This window comes from Pseudomonas sp. Irchel 3H3 (assembly GCF_900187635.1).
In the GTDB taxonomy this organism is placed as follows: Bacteria; Pseudomonadota; Gammaproteobacteria; order Pseudomonadales; family Pseudomonadaceae; genus Aquipseudomonas.
In genome coordinates, this window is record NZ_FYEC01000023.1 from 1 (window position 1) to 25,159 (window position 25,159).

At 60.7% G+C, this 25,159-nt stretch carries 19 protein-coding genes and 1 pseudogene; 11 read left to right on the forward strand and 9 right to left on the reverse strand.

The window, feature by feature from the left end:
• From CKW24_RS21060 to CKW24_RS21070, 3 genes and pseudogenes are all read right to left on the reverse strand, one after another.
• Nucleotides 1–133: pseudogene (locus CKW24_RS21060) on the reverse strand (peptide ABC transporter permease); the annotation flags it as partial.
• Nucleotides 134–339: 206 nt separating this feature from the next.
• Nucleotides 340–1,941 carry an ABC transporter substrate-binding protein gene (locus tag CKW24_RS21065; RefSeq protein WP_095170097.1) on the reverse strand — a complete coding sequence of 534 codons (1,602 nt, stop codon included), beginning with the start codon at nucleotides 1,939–1,941 and terminating at the stop codon, nucleotides 340–342.
• A 260-nt stretch (nucleotides 1,942–2,201) separates the two neighbouring features.
• Nucleotides 2,202–2,768 (reverse strand): helix-turn-helix domain-containing protein, encoded by a 567-nt coding sequence (locus CKW24_RS21070; RefSeq protein ID WP_095170098.1) that lies wholly within the window; start codon nucleotides 2,766–2,768, stop codon nucleotides 2,202–2,204.
• Nucleotides 2,769–2,927: 159 nt separating this feature from the next.
• Here CKW24_RS21070 and CKW24_RS21075 point away from each other — a divergent pair, with 159 nt between their 5' ends.
• The 3 genes from CKW24_RS21075 to CKW24_RS21085 all read left to right on the forward strand — a co-directional run bounded on the left by CKW24_RS21075 (nucleotide 2,928) and on the right by CKW24_RS21085 (nucleotide 6,796).
• The gene (locus CKW24_RS21075; protein ID WP_095170099.1) at nucleotides 2,928–4,145 is read left to right on the forward strand and encodes a Xaa-Pro peptidase family protein; all 1,218 of its coding nucleotides are present in this window, start codon (nucleotides 2,928–2,930) and stop codon (nucleotides 4,143–4,145) included.
• 554 nt (nucleotides 4,146–4,699) lie between these two features.
• Nucleotides 4,700–5,758 carry an aromatic ring-hydroxylating dioxygenase subunit alpha gene (locus CKW24_RS21080; RefSeq protein WP_095170100.1) on the forward strand — a complete coding sequence of 353 codons (1,059 nt, stop codon included), beginning with the start codon at nucleotides 4,700–4,702 and terminating at the stop codon, nucleotides 5,756–5,758.
• A gap of 87 nt (nucleotides 5,759–5,845) precedes the next feature.
• On the forward strand, nucleotides 5,846–6,796 hold the full coding sequence (locus tag CKW24_RS21085; protein WP_095170101.1) for a PDR/VanB family oxidoreductase: 951 nt from the start codon (nucleotides 5,846–5,848) through the stop codon (nucleotides 6,794–6,796).
• 9 nt (nucleotides 6,797–6,805) lie between these two features.
• On the opposite strand, the gene CKW24_RS21090 is transcribed toward CKW24_RS21085, so the two are convergent.
• The 4 genes from CKW24_RS21090 to mhpT form a co-directional block, all read right to left on the reverse strand.
• Entirely contained in the window at nucleotides 6,806–7,522 is a 717-nt protein-coding gene (locus CKW24_RS21090) for a GntR family transcriptional regulator (RefSeq protein ID WP_095170102.1), read from the reverse strand.
• Between the two features lie 83 nt (nucleotides 7,523–7,605).
• Nucleotides 7,606–8,856, reverse strand: coding sequence for an OprD family porin (locus tag CKW24_RS21095; RefSeq protein WP_095170103.1), 1,251 nt, complete (start codon nucleotides 8,854–8,856; stop codon nucleotides 7,606–7,608).
• A gap of 66 nt (nucleotides 8,857–8,922) precedes the next feature.
• Nucleotides 8,923–10,257, reverse strand: a complete 1,335-nt coding sequence (locus CKW24_RS21100; RefSeq protein WP_095170104.1) for an MFS transporter — start codon at nucleotides 10,255–10,257, stop codon at nucleotides 8,923–8,925.
• A 493-nt stretch (nucleotides 10,258–10,750) separates the two neighbouring features.
• Nucleotides 10,751–11,968, reverse strand: coding sequence for a 3-(3-hydroxy-phenyl)propionate transporter MhpT (gene mhpT, locus CKW24_RS21105; protein ID WP_095170105.1), 1,218 nt, complete (start codon nucleotides 11,966–11,968; stop codon nucleotides 10,751–10,753).
• Nucleotides 11,969–12,300: 332 nt separating this feature from the next.
• Here mhpT and CKW24_RS21110 point away from each other — a divergent pair, with 332 nt between their 5' ends.
• Nucleotides 12,301–13,623, forward strand: a complete 1,323-nt coding sequence (locus tag CKW24_RS21110; RefSeq protein ID WP_095170106.1) for an OprD family porin — start codon at nucleotides 12,301–12,303, stop codon at nucleotides 13,621–13,623.
• A gap of 48 nt (nucleotides 13,624–13,671) precedes the next feature.
• Here the strand turns inward: CKW24_RS21110 and CKW24_RS21115 are convergent, their stop codons facing one another.
• Complete coding sequence (locus CKW24_RS21115) at nucleotides 13,672–14,160, reverse strand: MarR family winged helix-turn-helix transcriptional regulator (RefSeq protein WP_095170107.1); 489 nt, start codon at nucleotides 14,158–14,160, stop codon at nucleotides 13,672–13,674.
• Between the two features lie 211 nt (nucleotides 14,161–14,371).
• Here CKW24_RS21115 and CKW24_RS21120 point away from each other — a divergent pair, with 211 nt between their 5' ends.
• From CKW24_RS21120 to CKW24_RS21140, 5 genes are all read left to right on the forward strand, one after another.
• Nucleotides 14,372–15,202 carry a p-hydroxycinnamoyl CoA hydratase/lyase gene (locus tag CKW24_RS21120; RefSeq protein WP_095170108.1) on the forward strand — a complete coding sequence of 277 codons (831 nt, stop codon included), beginning with the start codon at nucleotides 14,372–14,374 and terminating at the stop codon, nucleotides 15,200–15,202.
• Nucleotides 15,203–15,310: 108 nt separating this feature from the next.
• Entirely contained in the window at nucleotides 15,311–16,759 is a 1,449-nt protein-coding gene (locus CKW24_RS21125) for an aldehyde dehydrogenase (RefSeq protein WP_095170109.1), read from the forward strand.
• A 147-nt stretch (nucleotides 16,760–16,906) separates the two neighbouring features.
• Nucleotides 16,907–18,790, forward strand: coding sequence for a feruloyl-CoA synthase (locus CKW24_RS21130; protein ID WP_095170110.1), 1,884 nt, complete (start codon nucleotides 16,907–16,909; stop codon nucleotides 18,788–18,790).
• An 8-nt stretch (nucleotides 18,791–18,798) separates the two neighbouring features.
• Nucleotides 18,799–20,040, forward strand: a complete 1,242-nt coding sequence (locus tag CKW24_RS21135; RefSeq protein WP_095170171.1) for a thiolase family protein — start codon at nucleotides 18,799–18,801, stop codon at nucleotides 20,038–20,040.
• Nucleotides 20,041–20,101: 61 nt separating this feature from the next.
• Nucleotides 20,102–21,856, forward strand: a complete 1,755-nt coding sequence (locus CKW24_RS21140) for an acyl-CoA dehydrogenase (protein ID WP_095170111.1) — start codon at nucleotides 20,102–20,104, stop codon at nucleotides 21,854–21,856.
• An 89-nt stretch (nucleotides 21,857–21,945) separates the two neighbouring features.
• Here the strand turns inward: CKW24_RS21140 and pobA are convergent, their stop codons facing one another.
• On the reverse strand, nucleotides 21,946–23,130 hold the full coding sequence (gene pobA / locus CKW24_RS21145) for a 4-hydroxybenzoate 3-monooxygenase (RefSeq protein WP_095170112.1): 1,185 nt from the start codon (nucleotides 23,128–23,130) through the stop codon (nucleotides 21,946–21,948).
• A gap of 169 nt (nucleotides 23,131–23,299) precedes the next feature.
• Here pobA and CKW24_RS21150 point away from each other — a divergent pair, with 169 nt between their 5' ends.
• The gene (locus CKW24_RS21150) at nucleotides 23,300–24,151 is read left to right on the forward strand and encodes a helix-turn-helix domain-containing protein (RefSeq protein ID WP_095170113.1); all 852 of its coding nucleotides are present in this window, start codon (nucleotides 23,300–23,302) and stop codon (nucleotides 24,149–24,151) included.
• Nucleotides 24,152–24,183: 32 nt separating this feature from the next.
• Nucleotides 24,184–25,113 carry a pca operon transcription factor PcaQ gene (gene pcaQ, locus CKW24_RS21155; protein WP_095170114.1) on the forward strand — a complete coding sequence of 310 codons (930 nt, stop codon included), beginning with the start codon at nucleotides 24,184–24,186 and terminating at the stop codon, nucleotides 25,111–25,113.
• The last annotated feature ends 46 nt before the right edge of the window (nucleotides 25,114–25,159 follow it).

The window sequence follows — 25,159 nt, forward strand, 5'->3', positions numbered from 1 at the left end:
CGACCCGGCGTTCGCCCATCATGACTTCCACAGGGTCGCCAGGAATCATGCGAATCAACGCGAAAGTCAGCAGGGTGATGCCGAAAAAGGTGGGGATCAACAACCCCAGTCGGCGGGCAATAAAACTCAGCATTTGGGCGACTCACTCCTTATCTTTTTTGTAATGCCGGTCATCGTGCTGGCCGTTCTCAGCAGTTCAGGCTGCATGGGTAAAGGCTTGGGCTCGACGTGTCCCGGTGTGGCGCTGGATATTTTTGGTTGTAGCAGGTGAGACCGTCCTCGCCGGTCTGGCGCCGGCTCGAGGACGGCGAAGGGGGCCGTTTGGCCGGCCCCTGTTGCTCACTGCTGGTTGTAGACGCCGTAGAAGCTGCTGAGCCCGAAAGGGCTGATCTGGAAGTTCTGCACACTGGCGCGCATCGGCTGGTAAACCGTGGAGTGGGCGACCGGGGTCATCGGCACCTGCGCTTTCAGGAGGTGCTGCGCTTGTTTGTACAGCGCGGTGCGCTGCTCCACATCGGCGGTGGCCTTGGCGGCCCCTACCAACTTGTCGTAGCCATCATTGCACCACTTGGAGAAGTTGTTGCCGTTGACCGCGTTGCAGGTGTAGAGGGTGCCCAGCCAGTTGTCTGGGTCACCGTTATCGCCAGTGAAGCCAATCAACATGACGTCCTGCTCGCCGGCGTGGGCGCGCTTGATGTACTCGCCCCATTCGTAGCTGACGATGTTGGCCTTGATGCCGATTTTGGCCCAGTCGGCCTGGAGCATTTCGGCCATCAGCCTGGCGTTGGGGTTGTAGGGGCGCTGCACCGGCATGGCCCAGAGATTGAGTGCCGTGCCTTCTTTGACGCCTGCAGCCTTGAGCAACTCCTTGGCCTTTTGCGGGTTGTAGTCGGCATCCTTGATGGTCTCGTCGTAGGACCACTGGGTCGGTGGCAGGCCGTTGACGGCCAACTGGCCGGCTCCCTGGTAAACGGCGTCGATGATGGCTTGCTTGTTTACCGCCATGTCTAGCGCCTGGCGTACTTGGAGCTGGTCGAACGGCTTGCGGGTGAAGTTGTAGGCGATATAGCCAAGGTTGAAGCCTGGTTGGCTAGGCATCTTGAGGTTCTTGTCTTCCTGCAGCGGCTTGATATCGGCCGGGCGCGGGAAGGAGGTGATCTGGCATTCGTTCTTTTTCAGCTTTTGCATGCGCACCGAGGCGTCGGTGGTGATGGCGAAGATCAGATTGTCGATCTTCACGTCTTCAGGCTTCCAGTAATCCTTGTTGCCCTTGTAGCGAATCTGGGCGTCCTTCTGGTACTTGCTGAACACGAACGGGCCAGTGCCGATCGGCTTCTGGTTGATGTCCTGGGCCTTGCCTTGCTTGAGCAACTGGTCGGCATATTCGGCCGACTGGATCGAGGCGAAGCTCATGGCCATGTTCTGGATGAAGGCTGCGTCGACACCCTTGAGGGTGAACTTGACGGTATGGTCGTCGACTTTTTCGACCTGGGTGATGTTTTCGTGCATCCCCATGTCGGTGAAGTAGGGGAACTCGGTGGGGTAGGCCTTGCGGAACGGCATGTCCTTGTCGAGCATGCGGTTGAAGGTGAACAGCACGTCGTCGGCGTTGAAGTCGCGAGTCGGCTTGAAGTAGTCGGTGGTGTGGAACTTGACCCCATCACGCAGGTGGAAGGTGTAGGTCAGGCCGTCGGGAGAAACGTCCCAGCGGGTTGCCAGCCCCGGGATGACCTTGGTCCCGCCACGTTCAAATTGCGAAAGACGGTTGAAGACGGTTTCGGCTGAGGCGTCGAAGTCGGTCCCCGTGGTGTATTGGCCTGGGTCGAAGCCAGCAGGGCTACCTTCGGAACAGAACACCAGGTTGCTGGCGGCGTGGGTGAAGCCGGAGCCGAGGATCAGGCCGGCGGCAATCATGGTCTTGAGCGTGGTTGTTTTGCGCATGCGAACCTCATTGTTGTTATTTTTGAGGGCGGCAGATCAGGTCGTTCATTCCAGGGGAGGGGCACCTGACCCTGCGGCTTTACGGGCTGTAGGCTGCCCGTCATGTGCGACAGGGAGCCAAAGGCCGACGTGCTGGCTTGGGCGGTGACGCTGAAGGGGAGAGGGAAACTCGCGCCGTCAGCGGCCGAGGCAAAACTTAAGTTATTCTAAAATTAAATACAACTTAAATTCAGTGACACTTACTTATTCGGCGCGACCGCTCAGGTCGCGGGGTGGTCGTCGAGCAGGCCGCCCATGGTGGTGACAACCAGCACTTCGGCAACATCGTCGCCAGAGTTGGCGATGGAATGGTGCTTGGTGGAGTCGAAATGCACCGATCCCCCCGGGCCGAGCGGGTAGGTGTGGCCTTCGATGGTGTAGACGATCTGCCCGGAGAGCACATAGGTAAACTCTGCGCCTTCGTGGGAGATGAGTTCGGACTGGTAGCCCACCGCCATGGTCATCTTCATCGCGTTGATCAGGTTGCCGGGAAAGCTGCTGGACAGGCGCTCGTAGACCAGCGGCTGGCTGCCGACCGTGTACCGCACGCGCTGGCCCTGGTGGGAGTCAGGCTGGGGCTGGGGAGGCTGTTCGAACAGGGAGTTGAGCGGAATGCCCAACGCACTTGCGATTTTCGCCAGCGAGGAGATGGACACGCCAGTGAGGTTACGCTCCGCTTGGGACAGGAAGCTGGCGGTGAGGCCTGTTTCAGTGGCGACTTGGTTCAGGGTCTTGTTGGCGGCACGGCGGTAGCGGCGCAACCGTTCCCCGATCTGTTCTACGGTCATTGGCGTGGCTCGTATTCTGGAAGGCGCCAGTATAGCGGGCGACGCATCGCTGAGAAGGCTTTTCGCCTAACTGAAATTAAGTAGCACTGAAAATAGGCGTTGACTGGAGTTTAAGTCAGGCTTAAATTTCGAGTATTACACATAATTCAGGAGAACGAGATGACAGTCGGTGTTGGTGGCAAAACTGCGGAACAGGCGCTGGCCGGCCTGACGAAGATGACTGCGGGCATGCAGCCCATCGGCCTCGACGAATACCTGTCACGCATTGCCAAGGCCCAGAGCCTGATGCTTGAGCAGGGCATTGCTGCCCTCTATCTGAACGCTGGCAGCAACTTGTACTACTTCACCGGAGTGAAGTGGAACCCGAGCGAACGCATGGTCGGTGCCGTGCTGCCCGCCAACGGCCCGCTGGCCTATATCGCCCCGGCTTTTGAAGAGGGCACCATCCGCGACTTCCGCGAGGTGGATGGGGTTATCCATGGTTGGCAGGAGCATGAGAGTCCTTACCGCCTGCTGCTCGACATGCTCGCTGGAATGGGCATCGCCGACGACGCAGTGGTGGGCCTATGCCCGTCCCTGGCGTTCTGCATGTTCGAGGCAATCCGCCGCCTCGAATCGCGCTTGGAGTTTGTAGATGCTTCTAGCGTGATCAACCAGTGTCGCTATCACAAGAGTGCTACAGAATTGGCGCTGATGCAGCGCGCCAAAGACATGACCTTGCAAGTGCACAAGGCTGCCGCCAGCATCCTGCGCGCAGGTATCAGCACCACCGAGGTTGCCGAGTTCATCCGCGAGGCGCACCGCAAGGTGGGCGCGCCGGGTTCGACCTTCTGCATCGTGCTGTTCGGCGAGGCCAGCGCCTTTCCCCATGGGGTGAAGCACGCGCAGGTGCTCAAGGACGGCGACATGGTGCTGATCGACACGGGCTGCCTGCTCCACGGCTACCAGTCGGATATCACTCGCAGTTACGTGTTCGGCACCCCGAGCGACCGCCAGCGCGCGCTGTGGAACCTGGAAAAGGCCGCCCAACTGGCTGCCTTCGACGCCGCACGCCTGGGCGAACCCTGCCAGGCGGTGGATGCCGCCGCACGGCTTAGCCTGGAAGTCGCCGGTCTCGGACCGGACTACCAGTTGCCCGGCCTGCCGCACCGCACCGGACATGGCATCGGCCTGGACATTCACGAGGGTCCCTACCTGGTGCGCGGTGATCAGACGCCGCTGGCCGAGGGCATGTGCTTCTCCAATGAACCGATGATTTGTGTGCCAGGCGAGTTCGGCATTCGCCTGGAGGATCATTTCTACATGACCGCCACTGGCCCGCGCTGGTTTACCCAGCCGAGCCACTCCGTGGACGACCCGTTCGGGTTGCAGGCCTGAGCAGGCGATTGTCCGAGGGGCTGGCTGCCTGAAGCGAAGGGGCGGCAGCGGCCCTTCACTTCAGGTAGTAATCGGCCTGAAGCAGCGTGAAGTCGTGACGAGCACTGCCAAGTGCGTTCCTGCGTGTTATCGAAACTAGAGTTGAAGCGGTCGTTGACCAAGGTGCCGCCACTGGCACCGTTAACCCGCACCCAGGCGGTATCTGCGGCTTCTGCAAGCCAGCATGTAACGTGCTGCTCCCCTGTTTTGTTGTCCGTGTCGCCGGCCAAGCTGGCACCCTCTTCCTTGCCAATGAAGTAGCCCATGGTTAGCGGTTGCCCACTTGACGGCGCAGCAGGTCGTCAACGGTCCTGAGTGCCACGGAATAACCATCGACCCCCAAGCTGAAGATCACCGCATCGACCACGCCAGGCATGGGGTTCATGCACAGGATTAAAACACTGCAAGCGCATTAATGGATCCATTAAATACTTAATAAGGTAAAATCTCTTGACTTGCCCAGGTCAAAATCGATCAAATGGATCCATAAGAATAAACCTGGCCTGGAGATCCCCATGTATCCGAAGAACACCTGGTATGTCGCCTGTACCCCCGACGAGATCGCCGAGAAGCCCCTGGGGCGGCAAATATGCGGTGAGAAAATCGTTTTCTATCGCGGCCATGAAGGGCGTGTTGCCGCCGTCGAAAATTTCTGCCCGCATCGCGGCGCTCCCTTATCGCTTGGCTATGTCGAGAACGGCAACCTGGTCTGCGGCTACCACGGCCTGGTGATGGGCTGTGACGGCAAGACCGTCGAAATGCCGGGGCAGCGCGTACGGGGCTTTCCGTGCAACAAGACCTACGCCGTTGAAGAGCGTTACGGTTTTATCTGGGTCTGGCCTGGGGAGCAGGACAAGGCCGACCCTGCGCTGATCCACCATCTGGAATGGGCTGTCAGCGATGAGTGGGCCTATGGTGGTGGGCTGTTCCATATCGGCTGCGACTATCGCCTGATGATCGATAACCTGATGGACCTGACCCACGAAACCTACGTGCACGCTTCCAGCATTGGCCAGAAGGAAATCGATGAAGCAGCACCGGTCACCACCGTTCAGGGTGACGAAGTGGTCACCGCGCGGCACATGCAAAACATCATGGCGCCGCCGTTCTGGCGCATGGCCCTGCGGGGTAACAACCTGGCCGACGACGTGCTGGTGGACCGTTGGCAGATCTGCCGCTTCAGCCCGCCCAGTCACGTATTGATCGAGGTGGGGGTGGCCCATGCCGGCAAGGGCGGTTACGACGCCGAGCCGCAACACAAAGCCGCGAGCATCGTGGTCGACTTCATTACACCGGAAACCGACACCTCGATCTGGTACTTCTGGGGTATGGCACGCAACTTCAATCCGCATGACGAAGCGCTGACCGCAAGCATCCGTGAGGGCCAGGGCAAGATCTTCAGCGAAGACCTCGACATGCTCGAGCAACAGCAGAAAAACCTGCTGGCCAACCCTGAGCGCAACTTGCTCAAGCTCAATATCGATGCCGGTGGCGTGCAGTCCAGGCGAGTGCTGGAGCGCATCATCGCCCGAGAGCGGACCCCGGCGGTCGAGCTGATCACCTCGGTCAAATAGCGACGACGAGCGCCCTCCAACATACCGCGGTCCACTCCCATTCCCATTTTTCGCGGCCACTGCGGTGGCCGGTCTTGAAGGTGCGACATGATTGAAGTCGTCGTGACATCCCGCAACAACGAAGCGCTGGATATTTGTAGCTACGAGCTGACCTGTGCCCAGGGTGGGGAGCTGCCCGGCTTCACTGCCGGCGCCCACATCGATGTGCACTTGCCTGGCGGGCTGATCCGTCAGTACTCACTGTGCAATCACCCGCAAGAGCGCCATCGCTACCAGATCAGCGTACTCAAGGACGCAGCCTCGCGCGGTGGTTCCCAGTGCATGCATGAGCAGGTCAACAGCGGCGATCGGCTGTACATCAGCGAGCCGCGTAATCTATTCCCGTTGGTGGCTGAAGCGCGGCGCAGCCTGTTGTTCGCCGGCGGTATCGGCATCACCCCGATTCTCTGCATGGCCGAGCAACTGGCCGACAGCGGTGCCGATTTCGAACTGCATTACTGCGCGCGCGCCGGTGACCGTGCGGCTTTTGTCGAGCGACTCAAGGGGTCACCCTTTGCCGACCGCGTGCACCTGCATTTTGATCAAGACCCCGATTCGCGCTTGGATGCGGCCAACGTTCTCGCCGGTCCGGCACCGGACTTGCACCTGTATGTCTGTGGTCCTTCAGGCTTCATGCAGCATGTGCTCGACAGCGCCAGGCTCCAGGGCTGGAGTGAAGCGCAGTTACACCGTGAATATTTCGCCGCAGCGCCGGTGGATACCAGTGCCGATGGGTCGTTCCAGGTGAAGCTTGGCAGTAGCGGCCGGGTGTTCGACATTCCGGCCGACAAGACGGTGGTCCAGGTGCTGGAAAGTCACGGTGTCGAGATCGCGATTTCCTGTGAGCAGGGTGTGTGTGGAACCTGCCTGACCCGTGTGCTGGAAGGGGTGCCCGAGCACCGTGACCTGTTTCTCACCGAAGAGGAGCAAGCTGCCAATGATCAGTTCACACCCTGCTGTTCGAGATCCAGATCGGCGTTGCTGGTGCTGGACCTCTGAGCCAAACGATCATTCGCCGCGCGCGATCACTTTAATCCCTTCGCTACTGGTGCCGCTCGCACCGAACACCTCGGCATAACGCAGGGTCGCATTGGCATGTTCGCGCATGATGGCTTCGGCGCGAGCACCCTGGCGACTGACCAGCGCGTCGACCACCGAGTGGTGTTGCATGTGAGCGAAGTTGAAGCGCCGGTATTCGCGTGCCATGTCCTCGCGATCGAAAGCCAGCGCCGACACTGAAGCGAAGGGACGATGGTCATTGCGCGCCAGGGCTTCGGCGATAGCCGGGTTGGCGCTGCTTTCGACGATCACCTGGTGAAAGCGCATGTTGAGGTCATGAAACGCCTCAAGGTCTTCTTCTGTCACGTAGCCTTTGTCGAACAGTGCATCGCCTTGCACCAGGCATTCATGCAGTGCCGCCCGCGCTTGCTCGCTCAAGCCACGTTCGGCACTTTGCCGGGCGGCCAGCCCCTCCAGCACCCCACGCACTTCCACGGCGCCGGCAATATCGTCGGCACTCACCGAGCGCACCTGATAGCCCCGTCCGCCGTGGCGTACCAGCAAGCCTTCCTGTTCGAGGGTCAGGAAGGCCATGCGTACCGGCATGCGCGAGACGCCGAAGCGATCCGCCGTCGGAATCTCCATCAGCCGTTCGCCCGCCGCCAGCTCGCCCGAGGCAATCATTTTGCGCAGTGCCACTAGCACCATTTGACCGGGTTTACTCATGCAGGCGACTTCCAGAGAGGGGGTTCGCCATAGTAACGCAAGGAGGGGGAGAGCTGCAGGGGCGAGCGCCCCTGCAGGGAGGATCAGAGTGACAGCGGGTAGTTGATGATGATGCGGGTCTGATCGAAGTCACTGTTGAAGCTGCGACGGTTGGTGGCGTTGTTGACGCGCACGCTAAGGCTTTTCAGTGGACCGCTCTGCAGGGTGTAGCTGACTTCAGTGTCGCGCTCCCATTCCTTGCCATCGGTGCCGGCCTTGGTGGTGGCGTTTTCGCCGTGACCGTAGCGGGTCATCAGCAACAGGCCGGGGATCCCGGCGGCAGCGAAATCGTAGTCATATCGAGCCTGCCAGGAGCGTTCGTCGGCATTGCTGAAATTACCGTTGAACATGTCATTGCCCAGGGTTCGCCCGCTACTGCCATATACCGACATCCAGGCGGTGTCGCCGCTGACCTTCTGCAGGCCCAGGTACAGGGTGTGGCCGCCAAGTTTGGCTGAGAACAACCCGTAGGCGGTGTGGCTTTGCACATTGCCGATCCGTGCGCTGCCGTCTTCCTTGTCGATGAAATAGCCCAGGTTCGCGCCGAGGGTCCAGTCAGCGAACTGCTGTTTATGCAGCAGGTTCAGATAGCTTTGCTGATAGATGTCTTCGAGTTGCGAGTGCCAGGCGCCGACCAGGGTTTGTTGTTGGTTGAAGCGGTATTCGGCGCCCATGTAGTTGAAACCGTCCGACATCACGGTGGGGGCTGCCCACGCCGAGAGGTCTTGCATGTTCGAGGAATTGCGCAAGCTCACGTCGGTGTATTGACCTGCTTGCAGGTTCAGTCCCGGCAACTCTCGGGACACCAGCATGGTGCCCTGAAAGGTCTGTGGCAGCAGGCGGCCGTCATCGTAGCGCAGCAGCGGGATGTCCGGCATGAGCTCGCCGAGCATCAGTTCTGTGGCGGATAGGCGCATTTTGGCGGCCACGCCAATGCGCCCGTAATCGTCGGCGGAACGTCCGTCGTCGTGCACCGGAAGCAGTTCCGAACCGCTGCGTTGTGGGCCGCTGTCGAGCTTGAGGCCAAGCATCGCGATACCGTCAAGGCCAAAACCGAGCACGCCAGGGGTATAGCCAGAATTGAACTTGAGGATAGCGCCTTGGGCCCATTCTTCTATCTTGCTCTTGCTGGCGCCCGGGTCGTTGAAATCACGATTGAAGTAGTAATTTCGCAGCACCAGGCTGGTCTTGGAATCCTCGAAAAAGCCACCGTCCTCAGCATGCGCTGAAGGTAGGAGGGCGATCAGGATTGCACCGCCGAGCAAGGCCCGGGGAGGGAGGGGGGAGCGAGTCATTATTATTGTATTCCTGGAGGATGTAGTCAGTAGCGAGGGCGGCCCCTCGCTACTCTTGGCATAGGCTCAAGCCTGGCTGAATTGGGCGTCAGGTTGCTGTTTGGCTTCAGGTCGCAGTAGTAGCAGCACGGCAGCGGCGATGACGAAAACCACAGCAAACACCCCATACAGATGCAGTGGCTGCCAGCCGCTATCGAGCAACAGGCCGGCCACGGTCGGCGACAGAATCGCGCCGATCCGCCCGATACCGATGCCCCAGCCGACGCCAGTTGCTCGTACCGAAGCGTCATAGACAATCGGTGACAGCGCGTACAAGCCCGCCACGCAGCCATTGGCAAACAGCCCGATCAACAGACCCAGTCCGAGGGCCATGGATACTGATGAGGCCGAGTCAACGAACAGCACCAGCAAACCTGCCGTAGCCAGCATGAACAGCGACAGCACACGGGTCAGGCGCCAGCGCGAGGCCAGGGCACCAATCAGGGCTGCGCCGAAAATACCGCCGACGCTCAGCAACACGCCGCCGCTGATCCCTTGCTGTGCCGAAAGCCCTGCCGATACCAGCAGCTTGGGTGTCCAGCTCATCACGAAATAGAAGCCGAACATCACCAGGAAGAACAGCAGCCAGATCAGCAGGGTCGTGCGCCGTGACGCTGGTGAGAGCAACTGCGCCAAGCGCCCGTGGCCTGAAGTCGGCGCCGAGAGGGCGGCGGGCAGCTCGCGCAGTGGTGGCTGACCGAGGCGGGCGGCCAGGCGATTGATACGTGCCAAGGCGTTGTCGGGGCGGCGGGCGAGCAGAAAGTCCAGCGATTCGGGCAAATACATCAGCACCAGCGGAATCACCGCCAGGGTTACGGCACCACCGAAGATGAATACCGAGCGCCAGCCAAAGTGCGTCAACAGCCATACTGAAAGCAGGCCACCGAAGGTCGCACCCAGGGCATAACCGGTGGATTGCAGGCTCACCGCTAACCCACGCCAGCGTTTGTTGGCGTATTCACTGGCAATCACGTTGCTGCTGGCCAGGATCCCGCCGATTCCCAGGCCGGTCAGCCCACGCAGTAGCGCCAGTTGCACGGGCGTCTGGCTCAGCGCCGACAACAGCATGCCGACCCCCGAGAGCAGCAGACAAAACAGAATCAATGGTCGACGACCAAAGCGATCCGCCCACGGTGCAATAAACAGAGAGCCGGCCGCCATGCCAAACAACCCGGCACTTAACAACAGCCCGATCTGCGCGCCGTTCAGACCCCATTCGGCAGAGACCGAGGAGGCCGTGAAGGCCATCACCAGCACGTCGAACCCATCGATCATGTTCAGGACAATACAGATACCCACGGCCAACCACTGGAACGACGCCATCGGCCGTTCATCTACCACGTTCTTCAGCGCGACAGTCATAGCTGCTGCCCCTTGAGACGAGGCTGCGTACAGGTAAAACGAGAAAGGCACACGAAGGTGGGTACAAGCCAAGACTTGAGCCCGATTGAGAAGTCACTCATCACGACACCCTTGTTATTTTTATGAGCGGGCAGGCGTTTACCTGACACCGTGTGGCGCCAGTCAATCGTTTTATGGATCCATTGAAAAGTGGCTGTTAGAGGGGTTTGCTCTGTTTTTAATACATGCTTGTAAAATCCCTTAAAAAACAAATACTTATAGTTTTTTAAAGTGTTCGATTATCGAACGTTTCGTGGATTTCATCGCAAAGGATCCAATAGAGGAGTGTAATGGGCTGATGGGGTAGAGCCTGGGACATGCTTTGCGATTCGGGACTTTGTAACTGCACGCGCCCAGTCCCAGTGCACGCTGGCACTGGGAGAGGACGGCGGTGGTGAAGCCACCTCTTACTCGATTGGATTTTGCTGCAAGGTTGAAAACTTCGCAGTGATGCTCAGTTGGCGGTATTCAGCGGTGCTTCAGTAGTCGAACTGGAGCGGGCAATCACGGTGATGATCGACAAGGCGGCGATCACCAGCCCGGGTGAAGTCGCCAGCAGCACGCCAGTAGTGCCGGCACCGGCGGCAAGGATCTGCCCGGCGGCCAAGGGGCCTGCCACTGAGCCCAGGCGACCGATGGCCACGGCCGCACCGACGCCGGTGGCGCGCACTGCGGTCGGGTAGGACGGTGGCGCCAGGGCGTAGAGCACCAGTTGCGCAGCCATGACGAAAAGCCCGGCGGCAAACCCGGCGATCGACATTGGCACGATTCCGCTAGACAGGCCGACCCCGGCCAGCGCCGCCAGCAACCCGGCATACACGAACAGCACGACCTTGAGGCCGTTGCAACGGTCCAGAAGCAGGCCACCGAGCAGCGAGCCGAGGGCGCCACCGATGTTGAACAGCATCTGGATCATGCCCGCCTGGGGTTTGCTGAAGCCCTGTTCCAGCAGCAATGAAGGGAGCCAGTTGAGCAGCATGTACATCACGGTCAAGGTGAAGAAATAGCTCAGCCACAAGGCCAGGGTGTTGCGTGTCCGGCCTTCGCCGAACAGCGCCTGTGCGGTGGACGGCCGTGGGCTGCCAGTTGCTGAACGTTGCTGGCGGAAGGCAGTGGACTCGGGCAGCAGCAGGGCCATCAGCGGTACAACCAGCAAGGGCACCAGGCCACCGATGATAAAGGTGGTTTGCCAGTGTTCACTGGAAAACATCGCCACCACTGCCGCGAGCGCACCGCCCAGGGGCACGCCGCAGTACATGACACTGATGGCGGTGCCGCGGTTGCGTTCGCTTACGGCCTCGGCGCACAGGGCTATCAGGTTGGGCAGGGCGGCACCCAGGCCCAACCCGGTCATGAAGCGCACCAGCAACAGGCTGGAGTAGCTCTCGACATAGGCAGTGCAAAGGGAAAACAGGCCGAACAGCAGCACTGCACCGACGAGGATTTTCTTGCGGCCGATGCGATCGGCGACCCAGCCGCCAAAAAACGCCCCAGGCAGCAGGCCGATGATCCCGGCACTGAACACCCAACCCATCATTTTCGGGTCCAGGGCAAAACTCTGGCGCAGCCCGGCGGCAGCAGTGCCGGCGGCCTGCAGATCGAAACCCTCGATCAACGCAACGATAAAGCACAAAGCGATTGTCAGCGTCGAACGACGCGATGGGCTGTCCATGGGGGGAACCTCATTGTTGTTTTTGTTGTGGAGTCGAGCCGTCCCATCGCACGGGGTACGCTGAAGATGACTGCTGATTAATAAGATAACAAAGATAACTAAAAAATGAACTTCTCCATAAAAATCTATAAAAACAGGATAAAAGTAATATAAATCAATTGGTAAAGCGCGGATCACAAGGCCTGATTAAAAATAGATAACAATATTAATGTTCGATTATCGGTCAGTTACCATTGACAGGAGTCATGGGCAATTTCCATTCTCTGTCCGCGAAGCCGGCTGTGCTGCGCTCTCCTGGCAGCACAAACAATAATAAAAAATGGAAATCGAACATGCCCAATCTCCCCACGTACGACGTTGCGACGGCGTCAGCCACCTGTGTACCCGGTATCGGTCGCGGGTGGGTCCTGGCGCTGCTCGGCTTGAGCGTTCTGCCCACCCAGCTTCGCGCCGCGGGCTTTATCGAAGACAGCCATGGCACCTTGACCCTGCGTAATTACTACCTGGACCGCCAGTACAAGGACGATGGGGCCAAGACCGCTGCCCAGGAGTGGGCCCAGGGTTTCATCATGAACATGGAGTCGGGGTTTACCCAGGGGCCGCTGGGTTTTGGACTGGACGTCCGCGGGCTGCTGGGGGTCAAGCTCGACTCCGCGCCGGATCGCAGCGGCACCGAGTTGTTGCCGGTGTCGGCCAGCGACAATCGGGCGGCGGATGAGTACTCGCGCCTGGCCCCGACCGCCAAGCTGCGTTTTGCCCAGACCACGGTGAAGTCCGGGGACGTGTCGATCTTCCTGCCGTTTGCGTTTGCCAGCCCCTCGCGACTGCTGCCACAAACCTTTCGCGGCACCATCCTGAGCTCCAGGGACATCGATGACCTGACGCTGAACACCGGGTACATCGATCGCATCGACAAGCGCAATTCCACCAACTATGAGGCGATGACCATCGCTTCGCCCAACCGGCGCTTCAACGCGACTGCCACGACCTCGCACATGGCCTATCTGGGGGGCGATTATCAGGTCAGCAAGACGCTGAGCCTGCGTGCCTACCACGCCGAGGTGGCCGACCTGTACCAACAGGATACCTTTGCCTTGCTGCATGACCTGCCGCTGGGCGGTGGGACATTGACCAGCGACCTGCGCAGTTTTTTCAGTCGCGAAGATGGCAGTGCCAAGGCTGGTGAAGTGGACAACCGCAACGTCTCGGGGCTGTTCAGCTACCGCTATGGCGGGCATCGCCTGGGCCTCGGCTACATGCATTCCAGTGGCGACTCGGCGACGCCCTACATCTCCGGGACAGAGTTGATGGGGATGAGTGAGCTGACCATGGCTTCGGACTTTCTCAACGCCAGGGAGCGCACGTGGCAGGCCATCTATGACTATGATTTCGCAGCGTCCGGAGTGCCCGGGCTAAGGGGGCGGTTGCGTTATTTGCGCGGTGACAATATCGAGCTGGCAGCCTTCAACGCCGAAGATCGCAAGGAGCGCGAGTTCCAGATGGAGCTGGGCTATGTGGTGCAGAGCGGGCCGCTGAAAAACGTTGGACTGGTGGCGCGCAAGGCGATTTATCGCAACGATTTCCCGGCCGGCGCAGCATTTCGCGATGAAAACCAGACCCGCTTCCTGGTGACCTACACCTTGCCGATCTGGTAACCCCGGGGACTGCAGGCTTCTCACCGACACGCCCGTTGGGGGCGTGCGTCACTCCTGATAAATCTTCTTCAGCAGTCGCAGCAGCTCTTCGCGTTCCTGATCGTCCAGTGCCGCGGTGGCATCCAGGTCGCTTTGCGCGGCGATCTGGTTGAGTTCCTTGAGCAGGGTCTCGCCGGTCTTGCTCAGGAAGATCCCATAGGAACGCTTGTCCGGCTTGCAACGCACGCGAACCGCCAGCGCACGGCTTTCCAGTTTATTGAGCAGAGGTACCACCTGGGGCGGCTCGATAGTCAGTGCCCGGGCCAGGTCGGCCTGCATCAGGCCGGGGTTCTGATTGATGATCGCCAGGGCCGAGAACTGGGCGGGTCGCAGATCGTGGGCCGAGAGGCGGCCAATCAGGTTCTGGAACAGTTTGAGTTGTGCGCGGCGCATGGCGTAGCCGATCAGGTCGTTCAACGCCGAATCGAGTGGTGCCTGCATCTCGACGTTGGTCGACGCTGCCTCGATCGACTCGGCGAGGGGGGAGGGCTTGGCCATTGCAGGTGAGTCCTGAAGGTTGGAGGTTAACAAGACTATCTATTTTGCCGGCGTTGACCGGTGATTGCTATGACCAATGTTGCCTGGCGTTTGGGGGATGGAATCTTCCAGTGTGAGGAAATTGGTTAATTCTATTAATAGTTAATTGACATAACTAATTGGCTGATTTAATTTCCAGTCATCTTCAAACCAAGAACAAGAGAGCATCGTCATGAGCAATTACGAAGGTCGCTGGACAACGGTCAAAGTGGAAATCGAGGAAGGTATCGCGTGGGTCATCCTCAACCGCCCGGAAAAACGCAACGCCATGAGCCCGACCCTGAACCGCGAGATGATCGATGTTCTGGAGACCCTGGAGCAGGATCCGGACGCCGGTGTGCTGGTACTGACCGGTGCGGGCGAAGCCTGGACTGCGGGGATGGATCTCAAGGAATACTTTCGCGAAGTGGACGCTGGCCCGGAGATCCTCCAGGAAAAAATCCGCCGCGAAGCCTCGCAATGGCAATGGAAGCTGTTGCGCATGTACGCCAAGCCGACCATTGCCATGGTCAACGGCTGGTGCTTCGGCGGCGGCTTCAGCCCCTTGGTGGCCTGCGACCTGGCGATCTGTGCCGACGAAGCGACCTTCGGCCTTTCGGAGATCAACTGGGGTATCCCGCCGGGCAACCTGGTCAGCAAGGCCATGGCCGACACCGTGGGCCATCGCCAGTCGCTGTACTACATCATGACCGGCAAGACCTTTGGCGGGCAGAAGGCCGCCGAGATGGGTCTGGTCAATGAAAGCGTACCCCTGGCACAACTGCGGGAAGTCACTGTGGCGCTGGCGCGTAACCTGCTGGAGAAAAACCCGGTGGTGCTGCGTGCGGCCAAGCATGGTTTCAAACGTTGCCGCGAACTGACGTGGGAGCAGAACGAGGATTACCTGTACGCCAAGCTCGATCAGTCACGCCTGCTGGACACCGAAGGCGGCCGTGAACAGGGCATGAAACAATTCCTCGACGACAAGAGCATCAAGCCGGGCCTGCAAGCGTACAAACGCTGAGGTGCCGCGCCAGGCAGCCGGGCGCATCCTGCTACAGGCGGTTGCGCCGGGAGCTGCGGTTACCTCGTTCCTATGTATTCCCGACAAAGACTATAAAGAGGAATCACCATGCTGGACGTGCCCCTGCTGATTGGCGGCCAGTCGTGCCCCGCCCGCGACGGTCGAACCTTCGAACGCCGTAACCCGGTGACTGGCGAGTTGGTGTCGCGGGTCGCCGCCGCTACCCTGGAAGATGCCGACGCCGCGGTGGCCGCTGCGCAGAAGGCGTTTCCCGCCTGGGCTGCCCTGGCCCCCAATGAACGCCGGAGCCGTTTGCTCAAGGCGGCCGAGCAATTGCAGGCACGCAGTGCCGAGTTCATCGAGGCGGCCGGCGAAACCGGCGCCATGGCCAACTGGTACGCGTTCAACGTGCGGCTGGCGGCCAACATGCTGCGTGAAGCGGCGTCGATGACCACGCAGATCAATGGCGAAGTCATCCCCTCGGATGTGCCTGGCAGTTTCGCCATGGCCCTGCGCCAACCCTGCGGCGTCGTCTTGGGTATCGCTCCCTGGAACGCCCCGGTGATTCTCGCCACCCGCGCGATCGCCATGCCATTGGCGTGCGGCAACACCGTGGTGCTCAAGGCCTCCGAGCTCAGTCCTGCGGTGCATCGCCTGATCGGTCAGGTATTGCAAGACGCCGGCCTGGGCGATGGCGTGGTCAATGTGATCAGCAACGCACCTGAGGATGCCGCGGCGATTGTCGAGCGGCTGATCGCCAACCCGGCGGTACGCCGGGTCAATTTCACCGGATCGACCCATGTCGGACGTATCGTCGGTGAACTCGCCGCGCGCCACCTCAAGCCGGCGTTGCTGGAACTGGGCGGCAAGGCACCGTTGCTGGTGCTCGACGATGCCGACCTGGACGCCGCGGTAGAGGCGGCCGCCTTTGGCGCTTATTTCAACCAGGGGCAGATCTGCATGTCCACCGAGCGTCTGATCGTCGATGCCAAGGTTGCCGATGCCTTTGTCGACAAGTTGGCGGCCAAGGTCGCCACCCTGCGCGCGGGAGACCCTGCGGCTGCGGAGTCGGTGCTCGGTTCGCTGGTGGACGCAAGCGCCGGAACGCGCATCAAGGGCTTGATCGACGATGCCCTGGCCAAGGGCGCGCGGCTGTTGGTCGGCGGGCAACTGGACGGCAGCATCTTGCAGCCGACCCTGCTCGACGGCGTCAACGCAAGCATGCGCCTGTACCGCGAGGAGTCGTTCGGGCCGGTGGCCGTGTTGCTGCGCGGTGAGGGGGATGAAGCACTTCTGCACTTGGCCAACGACTCCGAGTTTGGTTTGTCGGCGGCGATTTTCAGCCGCGATAGCGGGCGTGCCCTGGCCTTGGCCCAACGGGTCGAGTCGGGCATCTGTCATATCAACGGCCCGACCGTGCACGACGAGGCGCAGATGCCCTTTGGCGGGGTCAAGTCCAGCGGCTACGGAAGTTTCGGTGGCAAGGCATCCATCGAGCACTTCACCCAGTTGCGTTGGGTCACCTTGCAGAATGGACCGCGGCACTACCCGATCTGAACAGGCGGGCATTGGCTTCCCCCGCAAGTCAAATGCCCGTGTGCAAGGCCGAAATAACAATAACAAGGCTGCAGCCAACGGCTGCCACGCTATCGCTGAGTCGCCTGTGTGGCTTGGGTTTAGCGTGCCTCGACGGAGAAGAAACAGGTGAGTTCCGAATTCAGTTTGCAAGCCCATGCCCAAGCCAGCGCACCGCGCTATCGCCACGTGTCCATCGGTTGCGCGGCGGTCGAGGTTACCGAGCAGCAGGGCGTATTGCACATGCGCTCCCTCGAACCGTTGGCCGAGATGCCCAGGCGGTTGCTCGACCGTCTGGTGCATTGGGCCCAGGTGCGTCCCGAGCAGACCTTTATCGCCGCCCGCCAGGACGGCGGTGAATGGCGTCGGGTGAGTTACGCGCAAATGCTCGCCAGTGTCCGGGCTATCGCCCAATGCCTGCTGGGCTATGGCCTTTCGGCTGACAAACCCCTGGTGCTGCTTTCGGGTAATGACATCGAGCATTTGCAAGTCGCCTTCGGTGCCATGTATGCGGGCATTCCCTACTGCCCGGTGTCGCCAGCCTATTCGCTGCTGTCCCAGGACTTCTCCAAGCTGCGCCACGTGTGCGACCTGCTGCAACCAGGCCTGGTGTTCGTCAGTGACGCCCCAGCGTACCAGCGCGCCATCGATGCCGTGCTGCCGGCCGATACGCCACTGATCAGCGTTCGTGGCCAGGTCGCGGGCCGCCGCCAGGTGAGCTTTGCCAGCCTGCTTGAGCAACCGGGCGGCGCCGAGGCTGAAGCCGCTTTTGCCGCCACCGGCCCGGACAGCATCGCCAAGTTTCTTTTCACTTCCGGCTCGACCAGGCTGCCCAAGGCCGTAATCACCACCCAGCGCATGCTCTGCGCCAACCAACAGATGTTGTTGCAGACTTTTCCAGTGTTCGGTCAAGAGCCTCCGGTGCTAGTGGATTGGCTGCCGTGGAACCACACGTTCGGCGGCAGCCATAACCTGGGCATCGTGCTCTACAACGGCGGCAGTTTTTACCTGGACGACGGCAAACCTACTGCTCAGGGCTTTGCCCAGACCCTGCGCAACCTCAAGGAGGTATCTCCCACTGCCTACCTGACCGTGCCCAAGGGTTGGGAAGAACTGGTCTCGGCCCTGGAACAGGACGCGGAGCTCCGGGAGTGTTTTTTCAAGCGCGTCAGCCTATTTTTCTTCGCCGCTGCCGGGCTGTCGCAAAGCGTCTGGGATCGCCTGGACCGGGTCGCCGAACAACACTGTGGCGAACGCATCCGGATGATGGCCGGGCTCGGCATGACCGAGGCCGCGCCTTCCTGCACCTTTACCACCGGGCCATTGTCCATGGCCGGTTATATCGGCTTGCCGGCGCCGGGTTGCGAGGTTCGGTTGGTACCCAAGGACGGCAAGCTGGAAGGGCGCTTCCGTGGGCCGCACATCATGCCCGGTTACTGGCGGTCACCGCAGCAGACCGCAGAGGTGTTCGACGAACAAGGCTTTTACTGCTCCGGGGATGCGCTCAAGCTGGCCAACGCGCATGACCCGCAACTGGGGCTGATGTTCGATGGGCGCATCGCCGAGGACTTCAAGCTGTCTTCAGGGGTGTTCGTCAGTGTCGGCCCGCTGCGCAATCGTGCAGTACTGGAGGGTTCGCCCTATGTCCAGGACCTGGTAGTGACCGCGCCGGATCGTCAATGCCTCGGCGCGCTGGTGTTCCCGAGATTGTACGAATGCCGACGCCTGGCGGGGCTGGCGGCCAGTGCCAGCGACGCCCAGGTGTTGGCAAGCGCGCCGGTACGCGAGTGGTTCGCCGATTGGTTGCAGCGGCTCAATCGCGAAGCCGGCGGCAATGCCAGTCGCCTGGAATGGATTGCCTTGCTCGACGAGCCGGCCTCCATTGATCGTGGGGAAATCACCGACAAGGGCTCGATCAATCAGCGTGCGGTGTTGCAGTGGCGCGCGGAGCAGGTCGAGGCCCTGTATCGCGGGCTCGATCCGACCATCCTGCGGGCCGGGGCGAAATCGTGAGCGAAGTGCTGAACACCGGCGGGCAGTACTCGGCCTTTGCCGATGCAGCTATTTTCGATGCAGTGCGCACGCCGTGGGTGGACCTCGGTGGTGCACTGGCCGAAGTTTCGCCGATCGACCTGGGCATCAAGGTCGGGCGCGAAGTACTGGCTCGTGCGGGCGTCGATCCACTGGCGGTAGACAGCGTGCTGGCGGGCTCCATGGCCCAGGCCAGTTTCGATGCCTACCTGCTGCCACGGCATATCGGTCTGTATAGCGGCGTGGCGCAATCGGTTCCGGCACTGGGCGTGCAGCGCATCTGTGCCACCGGATTCGAATTGCTGCGCCAGGCCGCCAGGCAACTGGATGACGGTGTGCAACTGGCGCTGTGCGTGGCCACTGAGTCGATGTCACGCAATCCGATTGCCGCCTATACCCATCGTGGCGGTTTCCGCCTTGGCGCCGAGGTACAGTTCAAGGACTTTCTCTGGGAAGCGTTGTACGACCCAGCGCCCGGGGTGGACATGATCGCCACTGCCGACAAGCTGGCACGGCGCTATGGGCTGAGTCGCGAAGCCGTGGACGTCTATGCCTGTGCCAGTCATCAGCAGGCGTTTGCAGCGCAGCAGGCAGGGTGGCTGGCGCCGGAGATTGTTGCTGTGGCTCCACAGATCTTTGAGCTTGAAGGCTATCAATCTCGCAGTATTCGCTTGCCTCGGGGCGTCGACTCAGTGAGTAAAGACAGCCACCCACGACCCGCAAATCTCGCCGCCCTGGCCCGGCTGCGCGCCGTGCACGAGGGCGGCGTACAAACCGCCGGAAACAGCTGTGCGGTAGCCGATGGTGCGGCAGCGGCGCTGGTCGGACCTGCTTCGGCTAGCCGCGGCACACCGTTAGCCTTGCTGCGGGCCAGCGCGGTGGTGGGAGTGGCGCCGGAGTTCATGGGGATCGGACCTGCACCGGCGATTCGTCTGTTGGTGCAGCGCAGCGGCTTGAGCCTGGATCAGATCGACAGGTTTGAAATCAACGAAGCCCAAGCCGCCCAGGTCCTCGCCGTGGCTCAGGAGTTGCAGCTGGACCGCTGCCGTCTCAACGTCCAGGGGGGCTCGCTGGCCCTCGGTCACCCGTTGGCTGCCAGTGGCCTGCGCCTGGTATTGACCCTGTCCCGGCAACTGCGCGAACACAACCTGCGCTATGGGATAGCCGCGGCCTGTGTCGGCGGCGGGCAGGGCATGGCCCTGCTGATCGAGAACCCGACCTGGCGCGCCTGAGGCATCAGTAGCCCGCCCGTAGCGACGGATGTCACCTGTTCACTACCCTATGAGGTTTCACATGTGGAGCTATCAGGCGCCCTTGCGCGATATGCAATTTGTTCTTGAGCACTGGCTGCAGGCGCCCGAAGCGTGGCGTCGGAGTTCGGTATTCGAGGCGCTGGATTTGCCGCTGGCCCTGCAGGTACTGGAGGAGGCAGGGCGTTTCAGCAGTGGCATCCTGGCGCCGTTAAACGGCATTGGTGATCGTCAGGGTTGCCGTTTGGTCGAGGGGCGGGTCACCACTGCGGATGGCTTTGCCGACGCGTATCGGGCCTATGTCGAAGGCGGTTGGCCGGCCCTGGCCTGTGCCGAGGCCCTGGGCGGACAAGGCTTGCCGCAAGTGCTCGACGCGGCACTGCAAGAGATGCTTTACGCCAGTAACCACGCGTGGGCCATGTACACCGGCATCGCCCACGGCGCCTACCTGTGTTTGAAGACCCACGCAGCCGCTTGGCTGCAGGAACGCTATCTTCCCGGGATAATCAGTGGCGAAACCTTGGCCACCATGTGCCTGACTGAGCCCCAGGCTGGCAGTGATGTCGGCCTGCTACGCTGTCGCGCCGAACCTCAGGACGACGGCAGTTATCGGCTCAGTGGCAGCAAGCTGTTTATCTCGGGCGGCGAGCACGACCTCACCAACAACATCCTGCATCTGGTGCTGGCTCGCGTGCCGGGAGCGCCAACCGGCAGCCAAGGGGTTTCGCTGTTCCTGGTGCCGAAGTTATTGAATCAAGGGCAGGCCAACGGCGTGGCCTGCGACGGTATCGAGCACAAGATGGGGATCAGGGGCAGTGCCACCTGTTCCCTGGTGTTCGAGGCGGCCCAGGGCTGGTTGATTGGCGAGGTCAATCGTGGCTTGAAGGCGATGTTCGTGATGATGAACTCAGCACGTCTTCACGTAGGCCTGCAAGGCCTGGGGCACTGTGAAGCGGCCTGGCAGAACTGCCGTAGCTACGCCAGTCAACGCCAGCAGATGCGTGCACCGTCAAGACCGGCCGGGGTCGTGGCGCAGGCAGCCGACCCGATCCACTACCATCCGGCAATGCGCCGCGTCCTGCTCGAGTTACGCGCCACCAGCGAAGGCATGCGCGCTATTGGCTATTGGGTCGCACACCTGTTGGACCAGGCCGAACATGACCCGCAGCTGCTGGCTCGGCAACAAGCCGGGCAACTGGCGCAACTGCTAACGCCGATCATTAAGGCGTTTTTCACCGAACAGGGTTTTCGCCAGGCCAGCAACGCCTTGCAGGTGTTTGGCGGTTACGGTTACGTCACCGAATTTGCCATCGAGCAAACCCTGCGCGACAGCCGTATCGCCATGATCTACGAAGGTAGCAACGAGATTCAGGCCAACGACCTGCTGCTACGCAAGGTACTGGGCGACCAGGGCCAGGCTTTCGACCTGTTGTTGGCGCAATTGCGCGAGGAGTCCAGGCTGGGCGCCGAAATGCCACAGTGCGCCGACTTTGCTGCACAACTGGCGAACCTGTGTAGTGCGCTTCACGTGCTGGTTGGCGAGGTGCGTGAGCGATCACTCGAAGATGTCGAGTACCCCTATCGAGCTGCAGGGAGTTTTCTTCAGCTATGCGGCCTGACCTTGCTAGCGCAGGCCTGGGCACGGGCGGCTCGGGTCTCGCGGCAATTGCCTGAAGACGATCCGCTGCGCGCCGTCAAACTGGAAACCGCCGGGTTCTTTTTCAGCTACCTGCTGCCCCAGGCCGAGCAGCACATGGCTGCGGTGCGTGGGGCGCGAGCAAGGTTGGCGTTTATTTAACTGGATTCAACGGGTCGATCATCGAGCAGGTCGGTGTGGTGTTTCCTGCACATTGACCTGAGCACCGGGCTCAGGTCACGACTTGCCCATTACTCTATGGCTTCGTAGGGCAGGCCGACGTAATTCTCGGCAATGCTCTGGCGCCCGGCGGGCGAACTAACGAAGTAGTCGAGCTCGGTTTGCTGCATGCGCAGGCCAAAGGCGTCGGTGTCTGGGAACCGGTGTAGCAGCGAGGTCATCCACCAGGAAAAACGCTCGGCTTTCCACACTCGGCGCAGGCAGATCTGCGAGTATTTCTCCAGCAGATCGGTGCGACCCTCGCCATAGACCTTGAGCAAAATTCGATACAGCGTGCTGACATCGCTGGCGGCGAGATTCAGGCCCTTGGCACCGGTCGGCGGGACGATGTGAGCCGCATCACCGAGCAGGAACAGGCGGCCATATTGCATGGGTTCGACGACGAAACTGCGCAGCGGCGCGATACTTTTTTCAATGGAGGGGCCGGTCACCAACTGGTCGGCGAGGTGCGCGGGCAGGCGCAGTTTGAGTTCGCCCCAGAAGCGCTCATCGGGCCAGTCCTCGAGTTTTTCCTCGGTTCCCACTTGCACGTAATAACGGGTGCGAGTTTTCGAGCGCATGCTGCACAGGGCGAAGCCGCGCTCATGGTTGGCGTAGACCAGCTCCTCGTGGACGGGTGGGGTGTCGGCGAGGATACCGAGCCAGCCAAAGGGATAGACGCGCTCGAACACCTTCAGGGTGTCTGCCGGTATTGACTGTCGCGAGACGCCATGGAAACCGTCGCAACCGGCAATGTAATCGCAGTCCAGGCGGACGATCTCGCCGTTACGCTCAAAGGTGACGTAAGGGCTGTCACTCTTCATGCCGTGAGGTTGCACGTTCTCGGCGTCGTAGACGGTCGTGGCACCGGCGCCAACGCGGGCCTCCATCAAGTCACGGGTGACTTCGGTCTGACCGTAGATCATCACGGTCTTGCCGCCGGTCAGCTGTTTGAGGTCAATGTGTTCACAACGTCCATCGAAGGCCAGTTCGAAACCGTCGTGTACCAGGCCATTGGCATCCATGCGTTCACTGACGCCAGCCTCGCGCAACAGATCGACCATGCCTTGCTCCAGCACACCCGCACGGATACGCGAAAGGATGTACGGCGGGTTCTTGCGTTCGATGATGACGTTGTCGATGCCGGCGCGATGCAGCAATTGACCGAGCAGCAAGCCGGAGGGGCCGGCGCCGATGATGGCGACTTGAGTTTTCATTGTTGTAGTCCTGTCTGTGCGGCTGAAGGCGTTACGCCTTACAGAACGCTGTTATTTTTGTCTCCTGTATTTTTGATGACTAAAGTACCGATAAGAAGGCACTATCCGGCAAGATCCATGGACTTTTCGTGGATCGTCGCCATTGGGGGGAAACGTGAAATCTTCTGCCATGTCTGTTCCAGTGTTCAAACTCTATGGTGAGACCACGGTCTGGCCGACTCCCGATCTGCTGCATTGCGAGTCCATTCCAGAGCGCAGTCAGCTGCACAGTTGGGAAATAAAACCGCACTGGCACAGCGATCTGGTCCAGCTGTTGTATGTGCAGGCGGGACAGGCGGTACTGGAAGTCGAAGACCTGAGCACGCAAGTTCAAGGCCCGGCGTTACAGGTGGTACCCGCATTGAGTGTGCACGCCTTCAGGTTTTCCGAGGATATCCAGGGCCATGTCATTACTCTGGCCGTGCCCTTGGTCGAGCAGCTCGGCGCTGCGCTGGACAGCACGGCGCTGAATACCCCGGGCTGTTATTTGCCAGGTCCTGAGTCTGCTTACCTGGACACGCTGTTCGCCGCGATCAGTCGGGAATATAGCCAGGACCAACCTGGCCGCGATCCTATGTTGCACTCGTTGATCACGTTGCTGGTTGTCTGGCTCAGTCGTCGCAGCCTGGCGCTTTCACCGCCCGACACCAAACTCCGTGAGCGTGGTCGAGAGCATCTGCAGGGGTTTACCCGAGCCTTGGAGTTACGCTTTCGCGAGCACCTGCCCATCGAGCACTATGCGACGGCGCTGGGGATCAGCGCTGCTCACCTCAATGCCCTGTGTCGGCGCTTGTGTGGGCAATCGGCATTGGCGATGATCAACCAGCGACTGCTGCTCGAAGCCAAGCGCAATCTGGTGTATACGGCGATGACCGTCAATCAGGTGTCGGACAGCCTGGGCTTTTCCGAGCCTGCCTACTTCTCGCGCTTCTTCAAACGCGGAACCGGGCAGTCACCGAAACAATTTCGCATCCCGCGTTAGCGGATGCCAGACCTGCAAGGCAGCCAACTGCGGTGAATATCGATACCCGGATAAAATTTCGTCATTTGCTGTGTTTTCTCGAAGTAGCGCGCCAGGGAAGCCTGGCCCGTGCCTCGGATAAATTGGCAATCAGCCAGCCAGCGCTTTCCAAAACCCTCAAGGAACTGGAAACCTTGCTGGCCACCCGCTTGTTCACACGCAGCAAGAGTGGCGCCGCGCTGACCGACGCTGGGGTGGCTTTTCTGCGCTATGCCGGACCGAGCGTGCAAGCCCTGCGCGAAGGGGTCAATAACCTGCGTTCTGGTGAACATGCGCCGATCACCGCAAGGCTCGGGGTGCTGTCCACAGTGGAAAGCCTGCTGGTACCGGAAGTCATCTGCCGCTTGCACGCCCGCCATCCGGCCTTGGTCGTGAGCGTGGTGACCGGACCCAGCGCGTACCTGCTGTCGCAACTGCGCGTCGGTGAGTTGGATCTGGTGGTCGGGCGGATGACCGATAGCCCACAGATTCTTGGCCTGGCATTCGAGCACCTGTACAGCGAATCCATGACCCTGGTGGTGCGTAGCGGCCATCCGCTGCTGAGCGATCCCCACGGTCACCAAAGTCTTGAAGACTATCCGCTGGTACTGCCATTGGCCGGGACGACGATCCGCAAGTTCGCCGACAGCCTGTTTGTGCAGCACGACATCAGCCCGCCGCGCCGGCGTCTTGAAACCTTGTCGCTGACCCTGAGTCGGCGTTACGTGGAGTGCAGTGAGGCGGTCTGGGTCGCGCCGTTGGATGCCGTCAGGCAAGACCTGAGCCGCGGTGCATTGGTCGAATTGGATTTGGGCATTCGTGAACCGGGCGGCTCGGTTGGCATGTGCAGCAACCCCGCGCTGCACATGCCCCTGGCGACCCAATGGTGCGTGGAGGTACTGCGCGAAGTGGGGGAGGAGTATCGCGAGGGACGCTATCCATAACCATTTGGATATGGATAGCGGCTGTTTTTTCAGTTTTGGATCAGCT

Bases quoted from the DNA above. Each gene is read 5' to 3' on its own strand.
- mhpT (WP_095170105.1), bottom strand. From the start codon at position 11,968: ATGGACAGCCCATCGCGTCGTTCGACGCTGACAATCGCTTTGTGCTTT.
- CKW24_RS21150 (WP_095170113.1), top strand. From the start codon at position 23,300: ATGTCTGTTCCAGTGTTCAAACTCTATGGTGAGACCACGGTCTGGCCG.
- CKW24_RS21095 (WP_095170103.1), bottom strand. From the start codon at position 8,856: ATGACTCGCTCCCCCCTCCCTCCCCGGGCCTTGCTCGGCGGTGCAATC.
- CKW24_RS21080 (WP_095170100.1), top strand. From the start codon at position 4,700: ATGTATCCGAAGAACACCTGGTATGTCGCCTGTACCCCCGACGAGATC.
- CKW24_RS21070 (WP_095170098.1), bottom strand. From the start codon at position 2,768: ATGACCGTAGAACAGATCGGGGAACGGTTGCGCCGCTACCGCCGTGCC.
- CKW24_RS21085 (WP_095170101.1), top strand. From the start codon at position 5,846: ATGATTGAAGTCGTCGTGACATCCCGCAACAACGAAGCGCTGGATATT.
- pobA (WP_095170112.1), bottom strand. From the start codon at position 23,130: ATGAAAACTCAAGTCGCCATCATCGGCGCCGGCCCCTCCGGCTTGCTG.
- CKW24_RS21110 (WP_095170106.1), top strand. From the start codon at position 12,301: ATGCCCAATCTCCCCACGTACGACGTTGCGACGGCGTCAGCCACCTGT.
- CKW24_RS21090 (WP_095170102.1), bottom strand. From the start codon at position 7,522: ATGAGTAAACCCGGTCAAATGGTGCTAGTGGCACTGCGCAAAATGATT.
- CKW24_RS21120 (WP_095170108.1), top strand. From the start codon at position 14,372: ATGAGCAATTACGAAGGTCGCTGGACAACGGTCAAAGTGGAAATCGAG.
- CKW24_RS21100 (WP_095170104.1), bottom strand. From the start codon at position 10,257: ATGACTGTCGCGCTGAAGAACGTGGTAGATGAACGGCCGATGGCGTCG.
- CKW24_RS21125 (WP_095170109.1), top strand. From the start codon at position 15,311: ATGCTGGACGTGCCCCTGCTGATTGGCGGCCAGTCGTGCCCCGCCCGC.
- CKW24_RS21140 (WP_095170111.1), top strand. From the start codon at position 20,102: ATGTGGAGCTATCAGGCGCCCTTGCGCGATATGCAATTTGTTCTTGAG.
- CKW24_RS21075 (WP_095170099.1), top strand. From the start codon at position 2,928: ATGACAGTCGGTGTTGGTGGCAAAACTGCGGAACAGGCGCTGGCCGGC.
- CKW24_RS21065 (WP_095170097.1), bottom strand. From the start codon at position 1,941: ATGCGCAAAACAACCACGCTCAAGACCATGATTGCCGCCGGCCTGATC.
- CKW24_RS21115 (WP_095170107.1), bottom strand. From the start codon at position 14,160: ATGGCCAAGCCCTCCCCCCTCGCCGAGTCGATCGAGGCAGCGTCGACC.